General features: G+C 44.8%; 19 protein-coding genes and 7 tRNA genes. 19 read left to right on the top strand and 7 right to left on the bottom strand.

The window, feature by feature from the left end:
- Nucleotides 1-19: 19 nt before the first annotated feature.
- The 7 genes from AC27IJ_RS20455 (at nucleotide 20) to AC27IJ_RS20425 (ending at nucleotide 718) form a co-directional block, all read left to right on the top strand.
- A tRNA-Asp gene (locus AC27IJ_RS20455) sits at nucleotides 20-93 on the top strand.
- A 23-nt stretch (nucleotides 94-116) separates the two neighbouring features.
- A tRNA-Val gene (locus tag AC27IJ_RS20450) sits at nucleotides 117-189 on the top strand.
- 36 nt (nucleotides 190-225) lie between these two features.
- A tRNA-Thr gene (locus tag AC27IJ_RS20445) sits at nucleotides 226-298 on the top strand.
- Between the two features lie 21 nt (nucleotides 299-319).
- Nucleotides 320-401, top strand: a tRNA-Tyr gene (locus tag AC27IJ_RS20440).
- Nucleotides 402-447: 46 nt separating this feature from the next.
- A tRNA-Met gene (locus tag AC27IJ_RS20435) sits at nucleotides 448-521 on the top strand.
- Nucleotides 522-569: 48 nt separating this feature from the next.
- Nucleotides 570-642: transfer RNA gene (locus AC27IJ_RS20430), tRNA-Phe, on the top strand.
- A gap of 3 nt (nucleotides 643-645) precedes the next feature.
- Nucleotides 646-718 (top strand) — tRNA-Lys (locus AC27IJ_RS20425).
- Nucleotides 719-777: 59 nt separating this feature from the next.
- Here the strand turns inward: AC27IJ_RS20425 and AC27IJ_RS20420 are convergent.
- A complete protein-coding gene (locus AC27IJ_RS20420) occupies nucleotides 778-1,008 on the bottom strand; it encodes a hypothetical protein (protein WP_025230668.1) in 231 nt (76 codons plus the stop codon).
- A 167-nt stretch (nucleotides 1,009-1,175) separates the two neighbouring features.
- Between AC27IJ_RS20420 and AC27IJ_RS20415 the strand changes: the two genes are divergently transcribed.
- Together AC27IJ_RS20415 and AC27IJ_RS20410 are read left to right on the top strand one after the other, a co-directional pair.
- Nucleotides 1,176-2,651, top strand: a complete 1,476-nt coding sequence (locus AC27IJ_RS20415; protein ID WP_487150605.1) for an aminotransferase class I/II-fold pyridoxal phosphate-dependent enzyme — start codon at nucleotides 1,176-1,178, stop codon at nucleotides 2,649-2,651.
- 187 nt (nucleotides 2,652-2,838) lie between these two features.
- The gene (locus AC27IJ_RS20410; RefSeq protein ID WP_312445357.1) at nucleotides 2,839-3,426 is read left to right on the top strand and encodes a guanylate kinase; all 588 of its coding nucleotides are present in this window, start codon (nucleotides 2,839-2,841) and stop codon (nucleotides 3,424-3,426) included.
- Between the two features lie 72 nt (nucleotides 3,427-3,498).
- On the opposite strand, the gene AC27IJ_RS20405 is transcribed toward AC27IJ_RS20410, so the two are convergent.
- The 6 genes from AC27IJ_RS20405 to AC27IJ_RS20380 form a co-directional block, all read right to left on the bottom strand.
- A complete protein-coding gene (locus AC27IJ_RS20405) occupies nucleotides 3,499-4,500 on the bottom strand; it encodes an ABC transporter permease (RefSeq protein WP_312445359.1) in 1,002 nt (333 codons plus the stop codon).
- Nucleotides 4,497-6,002 (bottom strand): sugar ABC transporter ATP-binding protein, encoded by a 1,506-nt coding sequence (locus tag AC27IJ_RS20400; protein ID WP_487150602.1) that lies wholly within the window; start codon nucleotides 6,000-6,002, stop codon nucleotides 4,497-4,499. The genes AC27IJ_RS20405 and AC27IJ_RS20400 overlap by 4 nt, the downstream gene beginning before the upstream one ends.
- Before the next feature lie 35 nt (nucleotides 6,003-6,037).
- Entirely contained in the window at nucleotides 6,038-7,012 is a 975-nt protein-coding gene (locus tag AC27IJ_RS20395; RefSeq protein WP_487150600.1) for a sugar ABC transporter substrate-binding protein, read from the bottom strand.
- A gap of 222 nt (nucleotides 7,013-7,234) precedes the next feature.
- Nucleotides 7,235-8,665 carry a sugar ABC transporter ATP-binding protein gene (locus tag AC27IJ_RS20390; protein WP_487150598.1) on the bottom strand — a complete coding sequence of 477 codons (1,431 nt, stop codon included), beginning with the start codon at nucleotides 8,663-8,665 and terminating at the stop codon, nucleotides 7,235-7,237.
- Complete coding sequence (locus AC27IJ_RS20385) at nucleotides 8,662-9,696, bottom strand: sensor histidine kinase (RefSeq protein WP_312445366.1); 1,035 nt, start codon at nucleotides 9,694-9,696, stop codon at nucleotides 8,662-8,664. The genes AC27IJ_RS20390 and AC27IJ_RS20385 overlap by 4 nt, the downstream gene beginning before the upstream one ends.
- 17 nt (nucleotides 9,697-9,713) lie before the next feature.
- Nucleotides 9,714-11,318 carry a response regulator transcription factor gene (locus AC27IJ_RS20380; protein WP_487150612.1) on the bottom strand — a complete coding sequence of 535 codons (1,605 nt, stop codon included), beginning with the start codon at nucleotides 11,316-11,318 and terminating at the stop codon, nucleotides 9,714-9,716.
- 282 nt (nucleotides 11,319-11,600) lie between these two features.
- Here AC27IJ_RS20380 and holB point away from each other — a divergent pair, with 282 nt between their 5' ends.
- The 10 genes from holB to fabF all read left to right on the top strand — a co-directional run bounded on the left by holB (nucleotide 11,601) and on the right by fabF (nucleotide 20,355).
- Nucleotides 11,601-12,590: a DNA polymerase III subunit delta' gene (holB, locus tag AC27IJ_RS20375; RefSeq protein WP_487150595.1), complete on the top strand. Its 990-nt coding sequence runs from the start codon at nucleotides 11,601-11,603 to the stop codon at nucleotides 12,588-12,590.
- Between the two features lie 3 nt (nucleotides 12,591-12,593).
- On the top strand, nucleotides 12,594-13,502 hold the full coding sequence (locus AC27IJ_RS20370) for a PSP1 domain-containing protein (RefSeq protein ID WP_312445370.1): 909 nt from the start codon (nucleotides 12,594-12,596) through the stop codon (nucleotides 13,500-13,502).
- The gene (locus tag AC27IJ_RS20365) at nucleotides 13,492-14,229 is read left to right on the top strand and encodes a tRNA1(Val) (adenine(37)-N6)-methyltransferase (RefSeq protein ID WP_487150593.1); all 738 of its coding nucleotides are present in this window, start codon (nucleotides 13,492-13,494) and stop codon (nucleotides 14,227-14,229) included. Before AC27IJ_RS20370 ends, AC27IJ_RS20365 begins: the two co-directional genes overlap by 11 nt.
- Nucleotides 14,230-14,256: 27 nt before the next feature.
- Nucleotides 14,257-15,114, top strand: coding sequence for a 16S rRNA (cytidine(1402)-2'-O)-methyltransferase (gene rsmI, locus AC27IJ_RS20360; RefSeq protein WP_487150591.1), 858 nt, complete (start codon nucleotides 14,257-14,259; stop codon nucleotides 15,112-15,114).
- A 100-nt stretch (nucleotides 15,115-15,214) separates the two neighbouring features.
- Nucleotides 15,215-16,180, top strand: a complete 966-nt coding sequence (locus AC27IJ_RS20355; RefSeq protein WP_312445375.1) for a beta-ketoacyl-ACP synthase III — start codon at nucleotides 15,215-15,217, stop codon at nucleotides 16,178-16,180.
- A gap of 74 nt (nucleotides 16,181-16,254) precedes the next feature.
- Nucleotides 16,255-16,488: an acyl carrier protein gene (gene acpP / locus AC27IJ_RS20350; protein ID WP_054739924.1), complete on the top strand. Its 234-nt coding sequence runs from the start codon at nucleotides 16,255-16,257 to the stop codon at nucleotides 16,486-16,488.
- The gene (gene fabK / locus AC27IJ_RS20345) at nucleotides 16,488-17,411 is read left to right on the top strand and encodes an enoyl-[acyl-carrier-protein] reductase FabK (protein WP_487150589.1); all 924 of its coding nucleotides are present in this window, start codon (nucleotides 16,488-16,490) and stop codon (nucleotides 17,409-17,411) included. The genes acpP and fabK overlap by 1 nt, the downstream gene beginning before the upstream one ends.
- Nucleotides 17,412-17,427: 16 nt before the next feature.
- Nucleotides 17,428-18,345 carry an ACP S-malonyltransferase gene (gene fabD / locus AC27IJ_RS20340; RefSeq protein WP_312503446.1) on the top strand — a complete coding sequence of 306 codons (918 nt, stop codon included), beginning with the start codon at nucleotides 17,428-17,430 and terminating at the stop codon, nucleotides 18,343-18,345.
- Between the two features lie 16 nt (nucleotides 18,346-18,361).
- Nucleotides 18,362-19,102 (top strand): 3-oxoacyl-[acyl-carrier-protein] reductase, encoded by a 741-nt coding sequence (gene fabG / locus AC27IJ_RS20335; protein ID WP_487150586.1) that lies wholly within the window; start codon nucleotides 18,362-18,364, stop codon nucleotides 19,100-19,102.
- A gap of 14 nt (nucleotides 19,103-19,116) precedes the next feature.
- The gene (gene fabF, locus AC27IJ_RS20330) at nucleotides 19,117-20,355 is read left to right on the top strand and encodes a beta-ketoacyl-ACP synthase II (RefSeq protein WP_313153506.1); all 1,239 of its coding nucleotides are present in this window, start codon (nucleotides 19,117-19,119) and stop codon (nucleotides 20,353-20,355) included.
- The last annotated feature ends 2 nt before the right edge of the window (nucleotides 20,356-20,357 follow it).

The following is a 20,357-nucleotide window of genomic DNA, read 5'->3' as shown; positions in this document are numbered from 1 at the left end:
ATAGCCTTCAAAAAGGTTTGGCCTGGTGGCTCAGCTGGTTAGAGCGCCGCCCTGTCACGGCGGAGGTCGTGGGTTCGAATCCCATCCGGGTCGTTTGAAAACTAAATTTTGTATATGGGATCTTAGCTCAGCTGGGAGAGCATCTGCCTTACAAGCAGAGGGTCATAGGTTCGAGCCCTATAGGTCCCATTCAGTATGCAAAGCAATACGCATGAGAAGATTTGTGCCGATGTGGCTCAATTGGCAGAGCAGCTGATTTGTAATCAGCAGGTTATCGGTTCGAGTCCGATCATCGGCTTGCATCACTTTAATAAAATATGGATGGGTTCCCGAGTGGCCAAAGGGGGCAGACTGTAAATCTGTTGCGACACGCTTCGATGGTTCGAATCCATCTCCATCCATTTGGTGATTAAAATCTTAATCACTGCATATACTATAATTGAATAACGCGGGGTGGAGCAGTCTGGAAGCTCGTCGGGCTCATAACCCGAAGGTCGCAGGTTCAAATCCTGCCCCCGCAATTTTTTTTGACTAATTTTGTCAAAACGTGTACTAATGAAGGTACATAGGCCCAGATAGCTCAGTTGGTAGAGCAGAGGACTGAAAATCCTCGTGTCGCTGGTTCGATTCCGGCTTTGGGCATATGGGATACTAGCTCAGGTGGTAGAGCACTTGACTTTTAATCAAGTTGTCCGGGGTTCGAGTCCCCGGTGTCTCAGGACAAGCCTTGAAACAGAAATGTTTCAGGGCTTTTTATTTTGCAATGATTAAAGAGGATCATTCATCGAATTCCACAATCACATAATACCCGCGGTCATTGTGTTTTATCTCTTTTACAATCCCATGATCGGATTTAATCCGGTCCCGTCCCACATAGCAGCCGGACATGGCCACAGCAGGGTCAATGATATAGCTGTAGCTGCTGGTTCCTTCCCGCTCTATGATCTGAACTTCATCTCCAGCTTTTACCAGGCCCGGTCGCTCCATTTTAAATTCGATTAATCTCATAATAACCATCTCCTTTTTTATTTCCAAAATTATATTATAGCGCTATGAGAAAAAATTGTAAAGAGAGGATAAGGATGCTATACTAAAAGGGTCGATTTATAAAGGATTATGCAAAAAGAACAGGGAAATGGGACAGTGGTTTATATGGACGAAAGGAGGTTCATACTATGAATGATACACCGAATTTATTAAAAAAGTTAATGGAATATGGGAAATCGGATATTTACCCCTTTCATATGCCGGGTCATAAAAGGCAGTATAAAGGATCTTTTGCCGTTGATTTTCCAAATCCTTTTTCTATAGATATTACGGAGATAGACGACTTTGATAATTTGCACCATCCGGAAGGAATTTTAAAGGAGTCCATGGAATGGGCTTCTAGGATTTACGGGAGCTGCAGGACTTATTATCTTATCAATGGCAGCAGCAGCGGAATACTTAGCGCCATAAGCGGGACCGTATCAAGGGGCGGAACCATTCTTATGAGCAGGAACTGCCATAAGTCAGCGTTTCATGGAGTTTTCCTCAATCAGTTAAGAGCGGAATATATTTATCCACAAATAATACAGTCATTTGGTATTCAAGGTGGATTACTTCCGGAAAAAATAGAAGAAATGTTGATGAATCATCCAGAGATAGAGGCGGTATTTGTGGTATCCCCAACCTATGATGGAATTGTATCTGATATTAAGGTCATTGCAAAGGTTGTTCATAGGTTTCGTCTGCCTCTTATTGTGGATGAAGCACATGGAGCCCACTTTTCTTTTGGGAGAAGGGGAGGATTTCCGGTTTCTGCATTAGAGCTTGGTGCGGATGTGGTGATTCAGAGCCTTCATAAGACCCTTCCTTCCTTTACACAGACGTCTGTCATGCATGTAAGGGAAGGATATGTGGATATGGGGAGGTTGGACCGCTATGTACACATGTATCAGTCCAGCAGCCCATCCTACGTGCTGATGGCGGGAATCGAGGGTTGTATACGCTATATGGCCGGGGAGGGGCTGGAACAGATGAAGCTCTTTTCCTGTAAAATAGATGAGGTACGAAAGGTTTTGTCCGGTTTGAAACACCTTAGGCTTCTTACGGATCAGGAGAAGGGAATGTATGGAATCTATGACATGGACCGTTCTAAAATAGTTATTTCCACAAGGGGCACGGGAAAATCGGGAGCCTGGCTGGACGACAGGCTAAGAAAGGAATATCATCTGGAGATGGAAATGTGCGGTTCAGACTATGTGACTGCAATAACGACTCTGGCTGATACTCAGGAAGGTCTAAATCGGCTTTGCAATGCCCTGCTTCATATAGATTCCGGTCTTTCCACAGATAAAGACTTTGAAGGTGAAAACCCCCTATTTCAGGAACTGGAAAGAACGCCGGAATGCCGGATGACTATTGCGCAGGCAATGGATGAATCCAGGCGCAGGGTAGCAATTCCCGACGGAGAGGGTATGGTATCGGCAGAATTTGTTTATGTGTATCCGCCGGGAATTCCCATCGTTGTGCCGGGAGAAGTTTTAAATAAGGAATCCATTGGTCTGATCATGAAATATAAGGAGCTAGGCCTTGCGGTACAGGGGATGGAGGATGAAGATTCCAGGGAAATCTATGTGGTTGATGTAACAGAGCCGGATGGAAGATAAAATTAAAGATAAATAAAAGATAAAATAAAAGATAAAATAAAAAGATAGATTAAAAGATTATTAAAAGATAGATTAAAAATAGATTAAAAGATAGATTAAAAGATAGATTAAAAAATAGATTAAAAGATAGATTAAAAATAGATTAAAAGACAGATTAAAAGACAGGATAAAAGATGGAGCAGATAATATGGGCAAAATATTCTATGTAATGGGAAAGAGCGCTTCCGGAAAAGATACGATTTATAAAAGACTTTTAAAGAGGCTTCCCCAATTAAAGAAAGTTGTTTTATATACCACCAGGCCGATTCGGGATGGGGAAAGGGATGGGGTGGAATATTATTTTACTACCAGAGATAAGCTGGAGGAATTCAGGAAAGAGAACAGGCTTATTGAAGAGAGGACGTATGAAACAGTCTATGGGCCATGGAGTTATTTTACTGTTGATGACGGTCAGATCGATTTAGCTGGGAAGAGTGGATATCTGATGATCGGAACCCTGGAATCATATGAAGAGACAAGGGCTTATTTTGGAGAGGACAGGCTGTTTCCTATTTATGTTGTGGTTGAGGATGGAGACCGGCTCTTAAGAGCGATTAAACGGGAAAGGGGACAGAAGACACCTAAGTATAAGGAGCTTTGCAGAAGATTTCTGGCGGATGAAGAGGATTTTAAAGAAGAAAATCTCGTTAGATGCGGAATACATAGGCGATTCTGCAATCAGGAGCTGGAAGCATGCCTGGATGAGATCGTGAAAGCTGTGACGGCAGAGATATAAATAATATTAAAATAAGCATGAAAGAGATATGGAATCCCATAGCGCCTTTCATGCTTATTTTAAAGTTGTCTTTTATTTAGCTGCAAGCCGTTTTGCTTTTGCTTCCATACGTGTCCTTGTTACATCAATAAATACGGCGGCGATTATTACCAGACCTATAACAATATACTGTACTGAGCTTGAAGTATTTAAAAGTGTTAAACCATTTCGGATGGTAGAAATCATCAGGGCGCCGATCAGAGTTCCCCAGATGGTTCCTTTTCCGCCCATAAAGGAAGCACCGCCAATAATGCATGCTGCAATGGCATCCGTATCATATGGGGAAATTGCGGCAGAAGGATTGGCGACTGCGGAACGTCCCACAATAACGAGTCCGGCAATGGCGCACATAAATCCGGATAAGCTGTAAACAAATATCAGTATATTATCGGAATTGATGCCGGAAAGGCGGGCAGCTTCTGGATTGCCGCCTACGCAGTAAATCATTCTTCCAAGAGCCGTTTTATTTAAAAAGAAATGATATACGATATAGATCAATATCAAAATTATAAAGCATAAAGGAATTCCTGAGAATCCGCCGGATACTTTTAATAAGTTACTGGAACCTAAAAATGTTACGGCATCCGGAAAGCCGGAGATTGTTTTTGTTGAGACAACCAGCAGTGCCAGGCCGCAGAGTACATTTTTCATACCCAGGGTTGAAACAAAAGGATGGGGAAGATGCATTTTTGTGAGCAATATGCCGTTTAGGAAGCCGATGAAAACACCGGTTATAATACAGACCAGGATAAGTACCAGTGAGTTTGAAATGCCAAAGGTTGTTTTTAACATACCCATCATACATGCGCACAGAATTGCATTCGCACCGACAGACAAGTCGATGCCTGCCGTAATAAGCACTACCAGCATGGCTGCGGAGATCAGACCGTTAACAGCCGTTTGCCTTAGAATATTCATCATATTATTGATTGTAAAAAATTTGTCTGTTGCCAAAGATAATACAATGAACAATAGAACTAAGGCAAGCAAAGGGGCCACCTTTCCTAAAATATCTTTCATTTTTTTCTTTTTCATCGAATTTCACCTCCCCAAGCAGCTTTCATGATAATCTCCTGATTTAAATCATCTGTTTTTCTCGAAAGTTCTCCCATGATTTTTCCTTCCCTCATGACAATCACCCGGTCACTCATTCCTATGATTTCCGGTAATTCGGAAGAAATCATGATAACACATTTTCCCGCTTTAACCAAACGGTTCATGATGTTGTAAACCTCGACTTTAGCACCTACGTCAATTCCTCTGGTCGGCTCATCAAAAATATAGATATCTGCGTTTGTATTGATCCATTTTCCAATAACCACCTTTTGCTGATTGCCGCCTGATAACTGTCCCACCACCTCATCGGCAGTGGGAGTTTTTATTTTTAAGTCGCTGATATTTTCTTCCGCCAGTTGATCGATCTGTTTCTCATTAAAGAACAACCCTTTCGTACAGTTTCTCATATTACTTAAGATCAGGTTTGTCCGGACTGATTGAGAAAGAACAAGTCCCTGTCCTTTGCGGTCTTCTGTTAGGAAAGCCATCCCGCAGCGGATGCCATGTTTGGGTGATTTTATGTTTACTTTCTTTTCGTTTATATAAATATCTCCGCTGTCATAGAGATCAGCGCCAAACACGGCCCGGAATGTTTCGGTTCTGCCAGCGCCTACTAAACCTGCAAAACCAAGGATTTCTCCATGATTCGCATGAAAGCTCACATCTCTTAAAACACCTGCGGAGTTCAAATGTTCTACCCGGAGTGCCGCTGTACCGGTCTCCGATTCAACTTTCGGATATTGATTATCCAGTGTTCTGCCTACCATGGCAGAGATCAGGGAATCGTTATCCAATTCATCAGTATTTTTTGTCAGGATGTGTTCTCCATCTCTCATGACCGTTACGCGGTCGCATATCTCGAAAAGTTCTTCCAGCTTATGGGACACGAACAGAATTGCAATGCCCTTTTCCTTTAAGGATCGGACCGTTTTCATTAACTGATCCACTTCCTTTTCACCAAGGCTGGATGTAGGCTCATCCATGATAATGAGTTTTGCGTCAATAAGGACTGCTTTTGCGATTTCCACCATCTGCTGGATTCCCATTCCATAGGTACCGCATTGCTTTTTTACATCAATGTCCTGACCCAGAGAAAGCATAACTTCATGGGCCATTTCATGCATCTTGGTATATTCCAGAAATGGGCTGCCTTTCTTTTTTAAGGCTTTGTTAATAAAGATATTGTCAGTGACAGAAAGGAGCTTAACGATGTTTAACTCCTGGTATACACAGGCAATTCCGGCAGATGCAGCTTCATTTGGATTCTTAAATGAAACTTTTTTACCTTCTATATAAATAGAGCCTTCTTCCGGAATATGTACACCGGTCAGAACCTTGATCAGGGTAGATTTTCCGGCACCGTTTTCACCGATCAGTCCGTGGATTTCACCAGGTCTGATCTGCAATGACATGTTTCGCATTGCAACTACACCAGGGAAGCGTTTTGTTACATCTTTCAGCTCAACCAAATAATTACTCATAATGCCGCCAAACCTTTCCTAACGTGTTCAGATGTTTATTTCAAGTAGCCTTTCAGTTTTTCTAAGTAGTTTTCTGCATTATCTGCTGTGATGACTTCACAACCCGTATCAATGAAGGTTTCAACGGTTTCACCCTTTACGGCCTTAAGGGCTGTTTCAACTGCCTTATAGCCCATGGAATAAGCGGCCTGTGCGCAGGTGGCGGTTATGTTGCCGTCAATGATATTCTGAACACCGCTTTGGTTGCCATCGAAACCGACGATAATGACATCCTTCAGACCAAGTTGTTTTACAGCATTGGATGCGCCGGCAGCCGTATCATCGTTGTGGCAGCAGACGATCTGAATGTCTCCGTTCTGAGCGGTTATGATATTTTCCATTACATTAGCAGCGGTATCCGGATTGGACTGGGCATACTGTACGGCAACAATTTCCACGCCGTTTTCTTCCAGAGCTTTGGTATATCCTGCCTGACGGGCATCGCTGGTGGCATTGCCTTCAACGCCTCCGATGATAACGGCTTTTGCACCTTTTCCTGCCTTTTTAGCAGCAAAGGAACCGCCCTGGTAAGCCGCATTGTCGTTACCGGTTCCCACAAAGGAGACTTTTCCTGCAATTTCTGCGTCAGTGTCTACGGTTATGATGGGAATATTCACATCTCCGATTACGCTTGCTACGGAGTCGGACTGCAGAGGAGAGATGACAAATGCATCCACACCGCCGGAGAGCATGGTTTCGATCATATTGTTCTGTTCATCATAAGCTGTCTCAGAAGCCGGGCCCTGTAAATCAACCTTAACCCCCAAATCCTTTGATGCAGCCTGAACGCCTGCCGCAACATAACCCCAGTATTCACTGGACAGTGTTTTCAGAATGATGCCTACGGTAATATCCTCAGAAGCGGTTTTTTCTGTTGTGGCGGTCTCAGAAGCGGTCTTTTGTTCCCCGCAGCCAGTCATGGCAGCCAGCAAGGAGGTTGCTAACAGCATGGATAAAATTTTTCTTTTCATCAATTTTAATCTCCCTTCTAATTTCTATCTCTCTGATAGAATCAATGAATGATATGTGTTTGTTATTTTAACAGTAAAAAGAAGGGGAAACAATGGTATATTTTGTGCTAAATGGGGGTACATTTTTCGAAAGTCGGCATTTGGATATAAAAAAAGCCTTATTTATTGGGAAAATAAGACTTTTTTATGGTTGAAGTATACAATAAACTTTTGAAAATAGATTTATTCCATAGCAATGGTTCCATCGTGAAAGGTGATATTCTTTCCTTCCATGGTATAAGCTTCTGCAATTTGGTTCGTGATGATAATTACAGCGATTCCTGACTTTAAAACTTCTTTCAGCAGATTGATGGTGATCTGGCGCATCTGAAAATCAACGGACGAAAATGGTTTTATACATACCAGAATCTGTGGACGGACAAAAATCCAGCGGTAATATAAAAGTTTTAATTTGCATTCATCGCTGACCATGTAGGTTTTTTTCATCAATTCATCTTCGCTGAATATCCCTTCTAACAGGTTCCGGGTCATCTTTCTATATTTTTTTCTTAGAAAATATTTTTTCTTGTTTCTCTGGATCATGAAAGTCATGTGATCCAGTACGGTCATATCGGCGAACAGCATTTCTTCCATTGGCCTTGCTTCAATGAAGGCGATTCCATCCCGGATGGACTGGTGAACGGACTGGAAGGAATATTCCTTTCCGTTTAATAAAATTCTGCCGGCTTCATATCCGCATTCTCCCTGCAGGATGGGAAGAATATTCCTGCATTCCGTAGAATCCAAGTCCAGGATGTTCAGAACTTCCCCTGCATTTAACGATAGATTCAATACGGGAAGATCAGGCAGCTTCACATTTCGGAACTCCAGAACCGTTTTTTTATCAATCTGTTTTTGTGACAGATCATTTTTTCTCAGGGTATTTTTGGGGGACTTTTCAAACAATTCCATGTAGGTCTGGAATTTGGAGGAATCTTCCTGGTACATATGGCCAATGGTCCGGCCGTTTTTGATGATGGTTATTTCATCTGCATATTCGTATAATTTGGTGGAGCTGTTTACAACATAGAGAAAACTCATTCCCTGGTCCTTTAACTTTATCACCAGGTGAAAGAAGTTTTTGAGCTGTTCTTCCGTCATGATCATATCAATATCCGTTATAACGGCCAGATGGCAGCCGGAGACAAAAGCGCGCAGCAATTCTGCCTGTTTTTGCATGCCGGGATCCAGCATATGTGCCTTATCCAGCAGTGGAATGGAAATATCCAGATCCTTAAGAAGGCCGGGAGCGTGTCTGCAGAGAGGATTCACCCGCTTCCAGAAGGGGACCCGGCCGCTGGCCACGAAAATGTTCTCAGCCACGCTAAGCTCAGAAAAGATTCCTTTGTTGCGGCCGATAAAAGCAGTCTGTTTCAGCATCTGCTCCTGCGTTTTAAAGGATACTATTTTTTTTCCCTTATAATAGGTCCAGCCGTAGTCCGGCTTTAAGTTTCCATACAGAAGCTGGAGGAAGTTTTTCTTTTCAATGGTATTGTTGACGATGACGCAGCAGATCTGCCCCTCAAACGCCCGAAAGAAGAGGCCGTTAAAACAGGTCTGTCCATCCATGCAACAGTGTATGTTTTCATAGCGGATCAGTTCTTTTTTCATCATCCTCTCCCTTCTGTTTGCTCAAACATATAAGGAAGTGTGAGGCATACTTCGGTTCCGATTCCTGGAGTGCTGAGGATGTGGATACCATATTCGTCACCCATGAGAAGGCGGATTCTGGAATTTACATTTATGAGGGCGATCCCTCCCTTTCCTCCTTCATTGGCGGAACCGTCGCCGGCATCCATGCGGGATAGCTTTTCATTGAGGCGGCCAAGCCTTGCTTCTTCAATGCCGATCCCATCATCAATCACGGAAAGATAAAGAATGGTGTCGCTGTGTACGATATCTATGACAATGGTCCCGCCTGAAACCTTTGGTTCCAATCCGTGTTTAATGGCATTTTCAACGATTGGCTGAAGGGTAAGTTTTGGAATGCGGGTTTTTAAAATTTCTTCATCATCCGGGGGCAGTTCAATTTTTAATTCCAGCTTATCATCAAAACGGTATTTCTGGATCAAAAAATAATTTTCGACATTGGCCAATTCTTCCTGAAGGGTGCTGAGACTCTCCATTTTAGAAGTTGTATAGCGGAAGAATACGGCAAGGGCCTCTGTGATCTTGCCGATTTCCGGGACTCCTGCAATAATTGCATCGGAACGTATGGACTCCAGTACATTATAGAGGAAATGAGGATTGATCTGGTTTTGAAGGGCCAGATATCTTGCTTGCTGCTTGGCATTTTCCATCATCTTATCCTTGTCCAGAATGGAGTGTACCTTTAAAAGCAGGGCATCTGTGTCCGGCGAGATTCCTTCCAGGTTTTTGAATATTTCTGTGAAAATGATCCCGTCGTTGAAGAATTCTATTTTTTTTCTCATGGTCTGGAGGGGTTCTAAAATCCTGATCTTACCGAAAACCAGCAGCAGGAGAAAGGAAAACAGCATACTCCATGCCATAACAGCATAAAGAATGGATTCCGTCAGTTCCGGCTTAAGCAGAATCAGAAAGAACAGGATCAGGGCAAGGCAGCTCCATGAAATCATGGCCCCTATCCAGATCAGAATCTGTTTTTTCAACCATTGTTTTTTCAAAGAATCTCCTCCCTGGTTCATCGTTCCAGAAACATTTTGCGGTATTCATTGGGAGAGACGCCCAGCGCTTTTTTAAACTGCTTGGTGAAAAATTTGATATCACTGTAACCAACCAGTTCCGCTATTTCGCTTACGTTCCGTTCTTTTTCCACCAGAAGCTTTTTGGCGGTCTCAATTCTTACCGTCTGGATATATTCGGTCAGTGTTATTCCTGTTTCTTTTTTAAATAAGTATGAGAAATAGGTATAACTGAATCCGGCATTTTTAGCAAGCTCTTCCAGCTTTATATGAATGCCTTTGTTTTCGTCTATATAATGTTTGGCATAGGCAACCGGCTTTATTTCTTTGCTTTTTAAATGGTTTAAAACTTCAAGCAGGGCATTTGTAAGGGTTTCTTCCAGGAGTTCAAATGCCTGGTCAAGGCTGATGCAGTGCTCATACATTTCGGAAAAGTAAGCGGTTTTCCCGCTTTTGTCCAAAGGGGTATCAAGCTGCCCAAGCCAGTCCAGATAATTGAGGGCCAGCCGGAGCAGTTCCATTTTAACGTCAAGGCCGGAGATGCCTTTTGCTGCACGCATGATCCGTTTGGCCTGGTTTACGTATTTCTTTATTTCTTCCGGTTCAAAGGATTCCGGCCGGTTTTCCAGCAGCCTTGAAATCTTTGAGGTTAAGGAGTGCTTTTCTTCTGATCCGAAGTTAAGTATCTTTAATTCTGAAACCGTATCGGTATCCGTAAGGAGCCGGTTGTACATGGCAATCCGGCTGTGCTGGATCTGCCGGATAAGCTCTTCGTCTGTATCTACCGGCTCCGTGATGATTGCTGTAAAATATATCTTTGGAAATAAGTCCTGAAGCCCCATGACTCGGTCTCTGACATGGTTTACGGCTTTGATCAGCTCTTCCCGGTCAGAAAGTTCCTGGGAAAGCAATAAAAATATGCCCTCATCGGATGTCTCAATGGTTAACTCTCCGTCGTCGGAAGCAAATTCAACCTGCAGGATCTCAATGGTTTTATCAATTAAAAGCTGATAGGCGTCTTTTGTGAAATCCTTATATTCTATGTCCGGCTTCACAACCAGACACCGGCTGTCCCGTTCAGCAACACGGGAGGTGTTGATTTTCCGGACTTCTTTTAATACTGTTTCAGGTTTTTCCTCCGGTTTTTGTTCCAGTGCTATTTTTAAAAATACCCGTTTAAACTCACCGGAATAGTTTCTTACGGTTTTCTCCAGGTGAATCCGGGCTTCCTGACTGCTTTTCTGCTCCATGGTTTCATTGACAAGCTTCTTCAATGTGCGGGTCAGATCATCCTGATTAATGGGTTTCAGCAAATAATCCCGCACTCCGTACCGGATTCCCTGCTGAGCATACTGAAAGTCCTTATAGCCGCTTATGATAATGCATTTAAGGGCAGCATTCTGTTTTTTGGCTTCCTCAATCAGCTGCAGGCCATCCATGCCCGGCATACGGATATCCGTAAGCAGAACGTCAGGTTTCTTTTCCTGAATCAGTTGAAGTGCAGTAATGCCGTCATAAGCAACGCCCAGAAGTTTTGCCCCTATTTTATCCCAGTCGATCAAATATTCTAAAAGTCTGCATATTTTCTTTTCGTCGTCTGCTATTATTATTCCTAAAATTTAAATCATCCCCTATAGTTATAATCCGATACGAATGTTACCTTCTCTTTTCAGTATACTTCACCAGATCTATAATCTCAACTCAAAAAGTTTCTTGTACTGCAAAATATTGGTTGAAAATGTGCAGAATAAAAGGAAATGATAAAGGATTTGCCAATACTTCATTCTTGTGGTGGCAAACGTTCTATGTTATAATTAGTTTGATTCGTTTTCCGGTGTGAATGGAACAGGAAGGCGGGTCAGATAACGTCGACAGGGGGTGTCTCTATGCCAGGGTTTAATGATATCATCGGCCATGAGAGAATCAAAGAACATTTGCAAAAGGCGATTGAATCAAATCATGTTTCCCATGCGTACATTCTTACAGGTGAAGCGGGGATGGGGCGTAAGTCCCTGGCCAATGCATTTGCAATGACCCTACTCTGTGAAAAGGGAAAGAATGAGCCATGTATGCAGTGTCATGCCTGCAAGCAGGTCATGAGCGGAAACCATCCGGATCTGATTTATCTGACTCATGAAAAGCCGGGAAGCATTGGCGTTGACGATATCAGGGAGCAGATTCATGACACCATTATGATACGTCCTTATAGCAGTTATTATAAGATCTATATTGTGGATGAAGCGGAAAAGATGACAGTTCAGGCTCAGAACGCGCTGTTAAAGACCATAGAAGAACCACCGGCTTATGCGGTCATCATGCTGCTTACGACCAATCAGGAGGCATTTCTGCCCACCATTCTTTCCAGATGTGTGCAGTTAAAGCTTAAGCCTCTGCAGGATTCGGTGGTAAAATCCTATTTAACAGGATCTTTCGGCATGGCCGAGAGCAAAGCGGAGATTTATGCAGCGTTCGCCAGGGGAAATCTTGGAAGGGCTATTCATCTTACTTCCTCTGAGGAGTTCAGGCTGATGTATAAGGAATTGATCCATATGCTTAAACACATCAAGGATATGGATATTGTAGAGCTGCTTTTTTACATTAAGAAGTTGAAGGATGAAAAACTGGATATCTATGACTGCCTTGATTTTATGCAGCTGTGGTACCGGGATGTCTTAATGTTTAAAGTGACTCAGGATATCAATCTTCTGGTTTTCAGGGAAGAATATAATACAATGAAAGAGATGAGCGCTGCCAGCGCTTATGATGGCATTGAGATGATTTTACAGGCCATAGACAAGGCCAGAATCCGTCTGGATGCGAATGTCAATATGGAACTGGCTATGGAGCTCATGCTGCTTGTTATGAAGGAGAATTAATAGATGATAAAAGTAATTGGCGTTCGGTTCCGAAACGCAGGAAAGATATATTACTTTGATCCCATGAGCCTGGAGGTACGGACTGGGGATCATGTAATTGTGGAGACTGCCCGGGGAGTTGAATATGGTTATGTTGTCCTGGGATGCCGGGAAGTGGAAGACGAAAAAGTGGTCCAGCCGTTAAAGCCAGTGATCCGCATGGCGACCAAGGCTGACGATGAAGTGGAAAAAAGAAACCATGAAAAGGAAAAGGAAGCATTTAAAATCTGCAAGGAGAAGATCAGAAAACATGGTCTGCAGATGAAGCTGATTGATGCGGAATATACCTTTGACAACAATAAGGTGCTGTTTTATTTTACTGCGGACGGAAGAATCGATTTCAGGGAGCTTGTTAAAGATCTTGCTTCTGTTTTCAAGACCAGGATCGAGCTTCGCCAGGTAGGGGTCCGGGATGAAACAAAGATCGTGGGAGGAATCGGCATTTGCGGCAGAACCTTGTGCTGCCATTCCTACCTTTCAGAATTCATACCCGTATCCATTAAGATGGCAAAGGAGCAGAATCTGTCCTTAAATCCTACCAAGATATCCGGTGTTTGCGGAAGGCTTATGTGCTGTTTAAAGAATGAAGAGGAAACTTATGAAGAGCTTAACAGCAAGCTTCCTATTGTAGGCGATTATGTAACAACAGATGACGGACTTAAGGGAGAGGTTCATTCCGTAAGTGTTTTAAGGCAGCTGGTAAAGGTGGTTGTCAACATAAAGGATGAAAAGGAAATCCGGGAATACCGGGTGGATCAGCTGAAATTCAAGCCCAGACGCCGTCGGGACAAGGCCCAGGTAACGGATGAGGAATTAAAGGTATTAGAAGCCCTTGAAAAGAAAGAAGGAAAGTCCAAGTTAGATGACAACTGATTTAAAAGAAAATGAGCGTATTGATGATCTGCAAAGAAACGGATATAAGATCATACAGAACCGGGATGGGTTCTGCTTTGGTATGGATGCGGTCCTTCTTTCCGGATTTGCTCTGGTAAAGCCGGGGGAAAAGGCGGTGGATTTAGGGACAGGCACCGGAATCATCCCCCTCCTTTTGGAGGCCAAAAACCAGGGCCTGCATTATACCGGGCTGGAGATTCAGGAAACAATGGCGGAAATGGCCAGAAGAAGCGTGGCTTTAAACCATCTGGAAGAAAAAATATCCATTGTAACGGGAGATATAAAGGAAGCCAGCCGTTTATTTGGCGCGGCTTCCTTTGACGTAGTGACCTCAAATCCCCCGTATATGAATGATTCTCATGGCCTTAAAAATCCTGAGCTGCCAAAGGCGATTGCCCGCCACGAGGTGTTATGTACCCTAAATGATGTAACCCGAGAAGCAGCAAGGCTTTTGCGTCCAGGCGGACGTTTTTATATGGTACACCGGCCTCATAGGCTGGCTGAGATTATAACGGCTTTAAAGAGCTTCGGGCTGGAACCAAAGCGGATGAAGATGGTTCATCCCTTTGTGGACAGGGAAGCCAACATGGTTCTTATTGAAGCTGTGAGGGGAGGAAGATCCATGATCAAGGTGGAAGCCCCTGTCATTGTGTATAAAGAACCAGGTGTGTATACGGATGAAATCTATACCATTTACGGGTATTGATTTTTGCCGGGAAAGGAAATGCCTTAATTGGAAGAAAAAAAGGAAAAATTATTTTTATGCGCAACGCCTATAGGGAATCTTGATGATATTACCCTGAGGGTTTTAAATACGTTAAAGGAAGTGGATTTGATCGCTGCGGAGGATACCCGCCACAGCATCAAGCTATTAAACCATTTTGATATAAAAACGCCTATGACCAGCTACCATGAGTATAATAAAGTGGAAAAAGCCAGGTACTTGGTGGAGCAGATGAAACAGGGAGTTAAAGTTGCCTTAATCACAGACGCCGGGACGCCGGGAATCTCGGATCCAGGGGAAGAACTGGTAAAGCAGTGCTATGAGGCGGGAATTGAGCTGACTTCTCTTCCCGGACCGGCGGCCTGTATTACGGCTCTCACCCTTTCCGGGCTTGGTACCAGGCGTTTTTGCTTTGAAGCGTTTCTGCCGTCTGATAAGAAGGAGAAGCAGTGGATTTTAGAGGAGCTTAAAGAAGAGACCAGGACCATGATCATTTACGAAGCGCCCCACCGGCTTGTCAGAACCTTAAAAGAACTTTATGAGGCTTTGGGCGACCGGAGGATCACCATTTGCAGAGAGCTAACGAAAAGGTATGAGACGGCGTTTCGGACAACCTTTTTTGCTGCCTTAAAGGCTTATGAAGAGGAAGGGCCTAAGGGAGAGTGCGTCATCGTCATAGAAGGAAAGAGCATCAGGGAGAAGATCGAGGAAAGATCCATGGCTTCCCGGGAGATGTCCATGGAGGAACACATGGACCTTTATGTAAACCAGGGGATAGACCGGAAGGAAGCCATGCGCATGGTGGCAAAGGACAGGGGAATCAGTAAAAGAGAGGTTTATCAGTACTTGTTAGAAAATGAATTGTAAAATTTCTCTTGACAATCCGCTTATCATTTTATAAAATTATTTTGATATTCAAAATATTTGATTAATAAAACAATCCAACACAGCATGGATGGGGGAATTTATGACGACAAGAATAATTGGAACAGGTTCTGCAGTCCCGGAGCAGGTGGTAACCAATGAGGATCTGGCAAAATTTGTGGATACCAATGATGAGTGGATAAGGACCAGAACCGGAATAAAGGAAAGACGGATCGCATCGGCGGAGTCAGGAACCTCTGATTTAGCCATACAGGCTGCAAAAGAGGCCCTTATGAATGCCGGTGTTTCGGCAAAGGAGCTGGATATCATCATTTTAGCCACCTCTTCTGCGGATTGCTGTTTCCCCAGCGGTGCCTGTGAGGTACAGGCGGCAATCGGAGCTGATCTGGCTGTTGCTTTTGATTTAAGCGCAGCATGTTCCGGATTTGTTTATGCCTTAAATACGGTTCATAGCTTTTTTAAGGCAGGGATCTACCGGACCGGGCTTGTAATTGGGGCGGATACCTTGAGCAAGCTTATTGACTGGAATGACAGAAGCACCTGCGTCCTGTTCGGCGACGGAGCCGGAGCGGCTGTGGTGCGGGCAGAAGAGAAGGGAATCCTCCATATGACCATGGGAGCAGATGGCACCAGGGGAAAGGTTCTGGAATGCGGAGGGCGGACCACAGGAAACTTTCTCACAGGAAAGAAGCCGGAGCTTGGTTATATGACCATGGACGGCCAGGAAGTGTTCAAATTTGCAGCAAAGACGGTACCGGAGGCCATTAAACGGGTAGTGGAAGAAAGCGGAACCGACATGGAAGAAATTAAATATTTTATTCTGCATCAGGCAAATTACCGGATTTTTGAATCCATCGCAAAGCGGTTGAAGATACCCATGGAAAAGTTTCCCACCAATCTGGAACGGTTTGGGAATACGTCGGGAGCAACCATACCAATACTTTTAGATGAGATGAACCGGGAAGGAAAATTACAGCGGGGAGATAAACTTGTACTTGCTGGCTTTGGAGCAGGATTAACCTGGGGAGCCACTCTTTTGGAGTGGTAATGATTTCGGCTAATACTTTGAAACTCAAAGTAATAGTATAAAAATAAAAATGACAATAAAAAGGAGATTAAATGATGTTAGAGAAAATGCAGGAAATTATCGCAGAACAGTTAAACGTAGAGGCAGGTAAAATTACCGCTGAATCCTCCTTCAAAGAGGACTTAGGAGCAGATTCCTTGGATTTATTTGAGCTTGTTATGGCTCTTGAGGATGAGTATTCTGTTGAAATCCCATCTGAGGATTTGGAGAAACTGACTACAGTTCAGCAGGTTATGGACTATTTAAAAGCAAAGGGCGTGGAAGCGTAATGAAAACCAGAGTTACCGGACTTTTGGGAGTGGAACATCCGATTATCCAGGGAGGCATGGCCTGGGTGGCTGAGCATCATCTCGCGGCGGCCGTATCGGAAGCCGGAGGCTTAGGCCTTATCGGTGGGGCAAATGCTCCCGGCGAGGTGGTACGGGCGGAGATCCGCAAGGCAAAGGAACTGACAGGGAAAACCATCGGTGTCAATGTTATGCTGTTAAGCCCTCATGCTGAGGATGTGGCTAAGGTAGTGGTGGAGGAAGGCATCAAGGTGGTGACCACCGGAGCCGGAAACCCGGAAAAATATATGGATATGTGGAAGGCAGCAGGTATTAAGGTGATCCCTGTGGTGGCTTCTGTGGCGCTGGCAAAGAGAATGGAGAAGTACGGTGCGGACGCAGTGGTGGCGGAAGGCTGTGAATCAGGCGGCCATATCGGCGAACAGACGACCATGACTTTAGTTCCCCAGATAGTGGATGCAGTATCCATACCAGTGATTGCAGCCGGCGGCATCGGAGACGGACGGGGAATTGCTGCAGCGTTTATGCTGGGAGCGGAGGCTGTCCAGATCGGAACCAGGTTTGTGGTTGCAAAGGAATCCATTGTCCATGACAACTACAAACAGCGGATTATTAAGGCGAAGGATATTGATTCCGCAGTAACCGGACGCAGCCATGGCCATCCCGTAAGGTCTTTGCGAAACCAGATGACCAGAGAGTATGCAAGGCTGGAGCAGGAAGGCAAATCCTTTGAGGAATTGGAATATATGACCCTTGGAACTTTAAGAAAGGCGGTTCAGGAGGGGGATATCACAAACGGTACGGTTATGGCCGGACTGATTGCAGGTATGATCGCCAGGGAACAGACCTGCAAGGAAATGATTGAAGAGATGATGGAACAGGCAGAGAGGTTGCTTGGCCGTTAAAGAGGAGTTTATTATTATGAGCAAGATTGCATTTATTTTCCCAGGCCAGGGTGCGCAGTACTGTGGTATGGGCCAGGATTTTTATGAGCAGACAGGGATTGGAAAAGAAACATATGATATGGCTACCAGCCTGCTTGGTTTTGACTTACCAAAACTTTGCTTTGAAAAGAATGACCGGCTGGATATTACGGAATATACTCAGGCAGCCATGGTAACCACCAGCATCGCCATGATGCGGGTGCTGGAAGCAGAAAAGGGAATAAGGCCGCAGGTAACTGCCGGTTTAAGCCTGGGAGAATACTGTGCGCTTGCAGCGGCAGGCGTCATGAGCGACGCAGATGCCATACGGACAGTCCGGCAGAGGGGAATCCTCATGCAGGAAGCTGTTCCTCAGGGGATCGGAGCCATGGCAGCGATTCTGGCACTGGATGCCTTAAAGATTGAAGAGGTATTAAGCGGTATGGAGGGAGTCCAGATCGCCAATTACAACTGCCCGGGGCAGATTGTAATATCAGGTAAAAAAGAGGCTGTGGAAGCAGCAAATGAAAGGCTTCTGGCAGCAGGCGCAAAACGGGCGCTTTTGTTAAATGTAAGCGGGCCGTTCCATTCCTCCTTGCTCACCGGTGCGGGGGAAAGACTGGGAGAGGTGCTGGAGGGCGTGGAAATAAAAACCCCTGAAATTCCCTACGTAGCCAATGTGACAGCGCAGTATGTAACAGACTGCGGAATGGTAAAGTCTTTGCTTAAAGAGCAGGTGTATTCTTCTGTGCGCTGGCAGCAAAGTGTGGAAACCATGGTGGCAGACGGAGTGGATACCTTTATCGAAATCGGGCCGGGTAAGACTTTGGCCGGATTCGTCAAGAAGATTACGAAGGACGTAAGAGTCTTAAATATAGAGAAGCTGGAAGACATGGAGAAAATAACAGAGCTGTAAAGGGGAGGTAATGAGCATGTTAGATGGTAAGATAGCAGTGGTGACCGGAGCCGCCAAAGGAATAGGAAAGGCAATAGCCGTAAAACTGGCGGGCCAGGGAGCAACGGTAATTATTAATTATAATGGTTCTGATTCCCAGGCTGCAAAAGTGGTGAAGGAGATTGAAGAAAAAGGCGGCAAGGCGGAGGCCATCCAGTGTAATGTATCGGAATATGAAAGCGTTGGCGTATTTTTAGAGGGCGTCATAAAAAAATACGGAAAGCTGGATATTCTTGTAAACAATGCAGGGATCACGCGGGATAATCTGCTGATGAAGATGTCGGAAGAAGATTTTGACGCGGTGATCGATACCAATTTAAAGGGAGTATTCAACTGCATGAAGCATGTTGCCCGTCAGATGATCAAGCAAAGGAGCGGAAGAATCATAAACATTTCCTCTGTTTCCGGCGTGTTAGGCAATGCAGGCCAGGCAAATTACTGTGCAGCCAAGGCTGGTGTTATCGGCATTACCAAGTCATTTGCCAGGGAAGTTGCAAGCAGGGGAATTACAGTAAATGCGGTAGCTCCCGGTTTTATTCATACGGCTATGACTGAGGTTCTGCCGGAATCCGTAAAAGCGGCATCTTTAGAGCAGATCCCAATGAAACGTTTTGGAGCAGCGGAAGATATTGCCGGTGTGGCGGCATTTCTGGCATCAGAGGAAGCTGGGTACATCACTGGTCAGGTAATCAGTGTGGATGGCGGCATGGCTATGTAAAAAGGAGAGACGGTATGAAGAGAAGAGTTGTAGTAACCGGTATGGGTGCCATTACCCCAATTGGAAAAGATGTGGAAAGCTATTGGAATGGTTTAAAAGAAAATAAGGTGGGGATCGGACCGATCACCCAGTTTGATACAACGGATTATAAGGCAAAGCTGGCTGCCGAGGTAAAGGATTTTGATCCAAAGGAGTATATGGATGTAAAGGCAGCGAAGCGAATGGAGCGTTTTGCCCAGTTTGCCGTGGCGGCCTCAAAGGAAGCGCTTGAGACATCAGGCATTGATATGGAAAAGGAAGACCCATACCGTGTGGGCGTAAGCGTTGGTTCGGGAATCGGAAGCCTGCAGGCCTTAGAGAGGGAGAATAAAAAGCTTCTTGAAAAGGGACCGGGCAGGGTAAACCCCCTTCTGGTTCCCTTGATGATATCCAATATGGCAGCCGGAAATGTGGGAATTCAGTTTGGATTAAAAGGAAAATGCATCAATGTGGTGACTGCCTGTGCCACCGGAACCCATTCCATTGGGGAAGCCTTCCGTTCCATCCAGTACGGAGAGGCGGATGCGATGGTGGCAGGAGGAGCAGAAGCCAGCATCACTCCTATCGGCGTGGCAGGATTTACAGCTCTTACGGCACTTACGACTGCCGATGATCCCCTTCGTGCATCCATCCCATTTGATAAGGACAGAAGCGGCTTTGTCATGGGAGAAGGAGCCGGCGTGGTTATTTTAGAAGAGCTGGAGCATGCTCTTTCAAGGAATGCGGTCATTTACGGCGAAGTGGTTGGTTATGGTTCAACCTGTGATGCATATCACATCACTTCTCCGGCCGAGGATGGAAGCGGTGCGGCAAGAGCCATGACCGAAGCCATAAAGGATGCCGGAATTACTCCTGAGAATATTGATTATGTGAATGCCCATGGTACCAGCACTCATCACAATGACTTATTTGAGACCATGGCCATCAAGACTGCCTTAGGCGGCCATGCAAAGGATGTAAAGATCAGCTCCACCAAGTCCATGGTGGGCCATCTCTTAGGCGCTGCAGGAGGAATAGAGTTCATTGCCTGTGTAAAATCCATTCAGGATGGATTTGTTCATGCAACTGCCGGCCTTTTAGAAGAGGGGGAAGGCTGTGATCTGGATTACACCAAAGGGGAAGGCGTTGCCTGTGATGTGACGTATGCTATCAGCAATTCCCTTGGATTTGGCGGACATAATGCCAGCATTCTTGTGAAGAAGTTTGAACAATAGGA

This window comes from Lacrimispora sp. YZC11 (assembly GCF_057543815.1).
This window is presented reverse-complemented; position numbering and strand designations above follow the sequence as displayed.

Coding starts and splice junctions, on each gene's coding strand:
- fabD (WP_312503446.1), top strand. CDS start 17,428: ATGAGCAAGATTGCATTTATTTTCCCAGGCCAGGGTGCGCAGTACTGT.
- AC27IJ_RS20395 (WP_487150600.1), bottom strand. CDS start 7,012: ATGAAAAGAAAAATTTTATCCATGCTGTTAGCAACCTCCTTGCTGGCT.
- fabG (WP_487150586.1), top strand. CDS start 18,362: ATGTTAGATGGTAAGATAGCAGTGGTGACCGGAGCCGCCAAAGGAATA.
- fabF (WP_313153506.1), top strand. CDS start 19,117: ATGAAGAGAAGAGTTGTAGTAACCGGTATGGGTGCCATTACCCCAATT.
- AC27IJ_RS20405 (WP_312445359.1), bottom strand. CDS start 4,500: ATGAAAAAGAAAAAAATGAAAGATATTTTAGGAAAGGTGGCCCCTTTG.
- AC27IJ_RS20390 (WP_487150598.1), bottom strand. CDS start 8,665: ATGATGAAAAAAGAACTGATCCGCTATGAAAACATACACTGTTGCATG.
- AC27IJ_RS20400 (WP_487150602.1), bottom strand. CDS start 6,002: ATGAGTAATTATTTGGTTGAGCTGAAAGATGTAACAAAACGCTTCCCT.
- AC27IJ_RS20365 (WP_487150593.1), top strand. CDS start 13,492: ATGACAACTGATTTAAAAGAAAATGAGCGTATTGATGATCTGCAAAGA.
- acpP (WP_054739924.1), top strand. CDS start 16,255: ATGTTAGAGAAAATGCAGGAAATTATCGCAGAACAGTTAAACGTAGAG.
- AC27IJ_RS20370 (WP_312445370.1), top strand. CDS start 12,594: ATGATAAAAGTAATTGGCGTTCGGTTCCGAAACGCAGGAAAGATATAT.
- AC27IJ_RS20355 (WP_312445375.1), top strand. CDS start 15,215: ATGACGACAAGAATAATTGGAACAGGTTCTGCAGTCCCGGAGCAGGTG.
- AC27IJ_RS20415 (WP_487150605.1), top strand. CDS start 1,176: ATGAATGATACACCGAATTTATTAAAAAAGTTAATGGAATATGGGAAA.
- AC27IJ_RS20420 (WP_025230668.1), bottom strand. CDS start 1,008: ATGAGATTAATCGAATTTAAAATGGAGCGACCGGGCCTGGTAAAAGCT.
- AC27IJ_RS20410 (WP_312445357.1), top strand. CDS start 2,839: ATGGGCAAAATATTCTATGTAATGGGAAAGAGCGCTTCCGGAAAAGAT.
- fabK (WP_487150589.1), top strand. CDS start 16,488: ATGAAAACCAGAGTTACCGGACTTTTGGGAGTGGAACATCCGATTATC.
- holB (WP_487150595.1), top strand. CDS start 11,601: ATGCCAGGGTTTAATGATATCATCGGCCATGAGAGAATCAAAGAACAT.